The 5,741-nt window shown below is 57.6% G+C and carries 5 protein-coding genes and 1 pseudogene; all 6 read right to left on the bottom strand.

Annotation, left to right across the window (positions count from 1 at the left end; all coding sequences use genetic code 11):
- Positions 1-337: pseudogene (locus ABJP42_RS17130) on the bottom strand (xylose isomerase); the annotation flags it as partial.
- A gap of 176 nt (positions 338-513) precedes the next feature.
- Positions 514-1,665 (bottom strand): Gfo/Idh/MocA family protein, encoded by a 1,152-nt coding sequence (locus ABJP42_RS17125; protein WP_348342514.1) that lies wholly within the window; start codon positions 1,663-1,665, stop codon positions 514-516.
- A 1-nt stretch (position 1,666) separates the two neighbouring features.
- Entirely contained in the window at positions 1,667-2,725 is a 1,059-nt protein-coding gene (locus ABJP42_RS17120; RefSeq protein WP_348342512.1) for a sugar phosphate isomerase/epimerase family protein, read from the bottom strand.
- Positions 2,726-2,791: 66 nt separating this feature from the next.
- The gene (locus ABJP42_RS17115; protein WP_348342510.1) at positions 2,792-3,748 is read right to left on the bottom strand and encodes a substrate-binding domain-containing protein; all 957 of its coding nucleotides are present in this window, start codon (positions 3,746-3,748) and stop codon (positions 2,792-2,794) included.
- Positions 3,749-3,847: 99 nt separating this feature from the next.
- A complete protein-coding gene (locus ABJP42_RS17110) occupies positions 3,848-4,825 on the bottom strand; it encodes an ABC transporter permease (RefSeq protein ID WP_348342516.1) in 978 nt (325 codons plus the stop codon).
- A gap of 38 nt (positions 4,826-4,863) precedes the next feature.
- A partial coding sequence (locus tag ABJP42_RS17105; RefSeq protein ID WP_348342508.1) for an ATP-binding cassette domain-containing protein occupies positions 4,864-5,741 on the bottom strand: 878 nt, incomplete at its 5' end.

The raw sequence follows: 5,741 nt of genomic DNA, 5'->3' as shown, positions 1-5,741 counted from the left end.
TCTCGGCAAAGCTCTCCCCTTCGGGCCGCACATCCGCATCATGAAAGCAAAAGAACGGTGCGTTCAGGATGTCGAACATCTCAAAGGCCACATCTGCCTTCAGCCGGGCCTGCTCCATGCCGGTGCCAAACCAGGGGCGTTCAAAGGTCTGGCCGCCAAAGGGATCGCCGCCCTCCCAGGCGAAACTGTGCCAATAGGCAACGGCAAAACGCAGATGCTCTTCCATCCGTTTGCCCAGGACAATTTCATCCGGGTTGTAGTGGCGAAAGGCGAATTCGTTTGGGCTGTCCGCCCCCTCGTATCGAACCCGGTCGATGCCTTTGAAAAAATCGCTCATTTTGGACCTCCTATCCTGCCTGAATATCTGTGACCCGCACCTGTCCGGCCCCTTCCAGAGCCATGCCTCTGAAAGCGAAAGAGCCGCCTAGGAATAGGGTTTGCCTGCTGTCATTCTACCGTGACGGGGAACTATGCCCGAGATCACGGCAGATCAATTCTGAAAGGGCCTCGCCCCTAGCCCAGTTTGACCCAGGCGGCATCGCGCTGCGAGGATTTCACGCAGGCATCGATGAACTGAACCCCGCTCAACCCATCCTGAATGGTGGGAAACTGCACCTCTGCTGGCAAAGGCTCGCCAGCAGACTGCGCGCGGATCGCCACTGCAGCCTCGGAATAGATATTGGCAAAGGCTTCCAGATAGCCTTCGGGATGGCCGCCGGGTGTTCTGGTCAGACGATTGGCGACCTCATCCGCGCCAGTGCCTCCCCTGGTGAGCAGGCGTTTGGGCTCTCCAAAGGGCGTGTAGGTCAGGTAATTTGGATCTTCCTGCGCCCACTCGATACCACCCTTGGAGCCATAGACCCGCAGTTTCAACGCGTTCTCATTGCCGGGGGCCACCTGGCTGGACCAGAGCATACCGCGCGCACCGCCTTTGAAGCGCAGCATGACATGCACATTGTCATCCAGATGACGCCCTGGAACAAAACTCTGCAGATCTGCCGCCAGGCTTTCCGTCTCTAACCCTGTGACAAAGCTCAGAAGGTTATAGGCATGGGTTCCGATATCCCCAACACAGCCGCCTGCCCCGGATCGCGCCGGATCTGTCCGCCATTCCGCCTGTTTGTTGTCCTTGGCCTCCTCAGCCTCGGTCAGCCAGTCCTGTGGGTATTCCGCCTGAACCACCCGGATTTCACCCAGTTTTCCTGAGGCAACCATCTCGCGGGCCTGCCGGATCATCGGATAGCCGGTGTAGTTATGGGTCAGGACAAACAGCGCTTCCGAGTTTTCTGCCGTCTTCACCAGCTTACGCGCATCTGCCAGGGTGGAGGTCAGCGGCTTGTCGCAGATCACATGGATGCCGCGTTTCAGGAACTCCTGCGCGACCGGCGCATGCATGTGGTTTGGAGTGACAATGGCAACCGCCTCGATCCCCTGTTTCAACTTTGCCTCGCGGATGGCCATGGATTTGAAATCATCATAGGTCCGATCCGGCGCCAGCCCCAGGGCCGCGCCCGAGGCCTGGGCTTTCTCTGGTGTGGAAGACAGCGCCCCCGCCACCAGATCATATTCGCCATCAATCCGCGCGGCAATACGGTGCACCGCACCAATAAAGGCGTCATTGCCGCCGCCAACCATACCAAGGCGAATGGGTCTTTTGCTGGTCATGTCAGTCTCCCAGGCCAAGCATGCGTCGATTGGCAGCTTCATCGGTGCCGCCATCGGCAAAGTCATCAAAGGCCTTTTCGGTGACCCGGATAATGTGATCTTTGACGAACTGAGCCCCTTCGCGGGCGCCGTCTTCGGGGTGTTTCAGGCAGCATTCCCATTCCACCACGGCCCAGCCGTCAAAATCATTGGCGGCCATCTTGGAAAACACTGCACCAAAATCCACCTGACCATCGCCCAAAGAGCGGAACCGCCCTGCGCGGTTGGTCCAGTCCTGATAGCCGGAATAGACCCCCTGACGGCCGGTTGGATTGAACTCTGCATCCTTGACGTGGAACATTTTGATCCGGTCTTTGTAGATGTCGATATTGTCGAGGTAATCCAGGCATTGCAGCACATAGTGCGACGGATCATAGAGCATATTGGCGCGCGGATGGTTGTCGACGCGCTCCAGAAACATCTCGAAGGTGACGCCATCGTGCAGATCTTCGCCGGGATGGATTTCGTAACAGACATCCACCCCCATGGTTTCAGCATGATCCAGAATAGGGCGCCAGCGGCGGGCCAGCTCATCAAAAGCCGTCTCAATCAACCCGGCAGGACGCTGCGGCCAGGGATAGACGTAGGGCCAGGCCAAAGCGCCGGAAAAGGTCGCATGGGCCGAAATACCAAGGTTATGGCTGGCGGTAATTGCCAGCTTGACCTGCTCCACCGCCCAGGCCTGTCGCGCAACCGGATTGCCGTGCACTTCGGGGGCGGCAAAGCCGTCAAAAGCCGTATCATAAGCCGGATGAACAGCCACCAGCTGGCCTTGCAGATGGGTCGAGAGTTCGGTGATTTCGACACCGTTTTCGCGGGCCACCCCAACCAGGTCTTCGCAATATGAACGCGAGCTGGCCGCCTTGACCAGATCAAAAATCCGCCCATCCCATGAGGGAACCTGAACGCCTTTGTAGCCACAATCAGCAGCCCATTTGGTGATATTGTCCCAACTGTTGAACGGCGCGTCATCGCCTGCAAACTGCGCCAGAAACAGCGCCGGGCCTTTGAGTGTCTTCATCGTCCTATCCTCCGGTTGCGCGAAAAGGGCAAATGTTGCCCCTTTCTTTGGTTTTGCGTTCAGGCCCTAGAACGGGGAGTCGGGGAAGTAGAAGGCCGCCGCGTTTTCCTGGGTGATCAGAGTGGCCCCCAGGATATAGCGACCTGCCACCGGACCATTGGATTTGAACGAGGCCACGGTGACATCCATCGCAGTCGCAATCATCGACGGCGGGTAAAGCACATCAACAGGCACCAGTGTGTCGCCATCCATGATGGCCTTGATGGTTTCCTTCATGCCGGCACCGCCAACAACAAACATGCCATCGCCATCGCGGCCGGCCTGTTTCAGCGCTGCGACAACACCAATGGCGATGTCATCATCCTGGGCCCAGACCGCATCAATGTCGGGAAAGCGGCTCAGGAAATCCTGCATCACTTCAAAGCCGTCATCGCGGTTCCAGTTGGCGTGTTTGTGGTCCAGCACGTTGACACCAGAACCTTCCATCTCTGCCATGAAGGCGTCAAAACGCTCGTTGTCGATCAGCGTTGGAATGCCGCGCAGGATCACGATGTTGTCGCCGGACTTCAGGCGGCTCTTCATGTAAACGGCGGAAACGCGTCCCATTTCAGGGTTGTTGCCGGCCACATAGATGTCTTCGATGCCGGGCTGGCTGAGACCACGATCCACAACGGTAATGCGCGCGCCTGAGTTCTTCACGTTCAACACCGGATCTGTCAGAGGCTCTGATTCAAAGGGCAGCACCACCAGGGCGTCGATCTTGTGAACCGAAACCAGATCTTCCAGGGCGCTGGCCTGGGCGCTTGGATCGGGTGAGTTCACCAGGATCAGATCCACATCAGGATAAAGCGCCTCAAGCCGCTTTTCAGCCTGTTCGGCATGCCAATTCATCCCGGCAGCCCAGGCATGGGTTGGCGTTGGATAGCTAACGCCAATCTTGATATTCTCTGCCAGGGCAAGCGATGCCGTCACAGACAATGCTCCGGCCAGGGCCATAGCCCCAAGTGCATTCAAGCGTTTCATCGTAATCTCCTCCCGAGATTTTGGACGCACCTTTCCTGTCCGGTGGCGCCCGGTTGATTTTTCTATTTTGGGGACAGGACCCCGGTTTGGATTGCTCGTTTAGTTTTCTTGGGCTTTCGCCTTGCCCCAGTCACCGCGCTGCAACCAGACAGCGATAATGATGATGAGACCCTGCATCGTACCGTTCAGATAATTGGAAATCAGATCGGTGAAATTGAGGATGTTGCCGATGGTGGTCAGGATCAAAGCGCCCAGGATGGTGCCGCCAATCCGACCATAGCCGCCCTTGAGCACCGTGCCGCCAATGATCACTGCGGCAATCGCCTCCAACTCCCACAGCACCCCCGTTGACGAGGAGGCAGAACCGAGACGCGGAACATAGATGATGGTAGCCAGCGAGACACAAAGCCCCTGGATGACATAGGTGAGGGTTTTGACCCGATCGACCTTGATGGCCGAATACTTGGCCACGGCCTCGTTCGACCCAATGGCAGTGCAGTAGCGGCCAAAGGCGGTGCGGTTCAACAGGAACCAGCCCAGGATGGCCACGAAGATGAAGACCCAGACCGGAATGGGCAGGCCAAGGAAGCTGCCATAGTAGACCGGGCGGTAGGTGCCACGGATGGCAAAATCCAGCGACAGCGTGCCACCATCGGCAAAATAGGTCACCAAAGAGCGATAGATGCCCATGGTCCCAAGGGTGACAATAAAAGCTTCGATCTTGCCCTTGGTTGTCAAAACCCCATTGATCCAACCGGCGCCAATCCCCAGCACTATGGAGCAGCCGCATCCCAGTAAAACTGTGGCCAGACCGCCACCCAGAGTCTCGACCGCGTTGTTCATGATGATGATCATCACCCCGGCAATTGCCGCCGCCATTGACCCCACGGATAGATCAATGCCACCAGCCGTAATTACAAAGGTCGCGCCCACCGCGATGATACCGATAAAGGCCGAGCGCGTCAGCAGATTGGACAGGTTGCCTTCGCTCAGGAATGCCGGGTTCAGCAGAAACCCGATAACACAAAGCAAAAGCAGCGCAATGGCCGGCCCGGCCGTTTTGATATCAAGGTTCATCCGCTTCTTCTTTTCTAGTTCACTGCCTGCCACTACAGTCATGCCGCGCCCTCCCGTTTCAGACCGGCGGCATAGCGCACGATTTCAGTTTCGTTAATGTCATCGCCTGACAGCACGCCCATGACCTGACCATCGCGCATCACCACTACACGGTGGCTGACGCCAATGACTTCAGGCATTTCGGATGAGATCACCACCACAGAGACCCCTTCGGCGGCCAGGGCAGCAATGAAGTGGTAGACCTGCTGTTTGGTGCCCACATCAATCCCGCGGGTCGGTTCGTCGATGATGACAATCTGCGGGTCGGTTTCCATAATCTTGGCCAGCAGCAGTTTTTGCTGATTGCCACCTGACATGTCGCCGACATTGATTTTTGGATCGCGGGCGCGGATGTCAAACCGCCGGATTGCCCGTGCCATGGCCTCATCCTCGGCCCCTGTATCCAGCCCCAATCGTTTTATGAACTTGGGCAGGGCAAAGAGCGTCAGGTTTGGCCGCATCTGCTTGTCCAGCAGCAGGCCCTTGGCTTTGCGATCCTTTGTCAGATAGGCCAGCCCGGCATCGCGGGCGGCGGCAACGGTTTCAAACCGCGTCTCTTGGCCGTTGAACAGGATCTTGCCGCTGTAGATTGGAGACAGGCCACAGATCGCCTCAAACACCGCCGTGCGCCCTGCCCCGATCAGACCAGAAAACCCGAGGATTTCGCCTTTACGCAGGTTAAAGCTCACATCCCTGACGCTATCAGAACACAGGTCCTGCACCTCAAGCACCCGCTCGGCGTCCACATCAACTTCGTGCATCGGGGGATAGAGGTCAGAAAGCTCGCGCCCCACCATCATCTGCGCCATGGCATCCGGCGATAACGCCTCTGCCTCTTTGGTGGCGATCCACTGACCATCGCGCAAAATGGTGACTC

Origin of the sequence: Pseudophaeobacter sp., from assembly GCF_039971195.1 — a bacterium.
In the GTDB taxonomy this organism is placed as follows: domain Bacteria; phylum Pseudomonadota; class Alphaproteobacteria; order Rhodobacterales; family Rhodobacteraceae; genus Pseudophaeobacter.
This window is presented reverse-complemented; position numbering and strand designations above follow the sequence as displayed.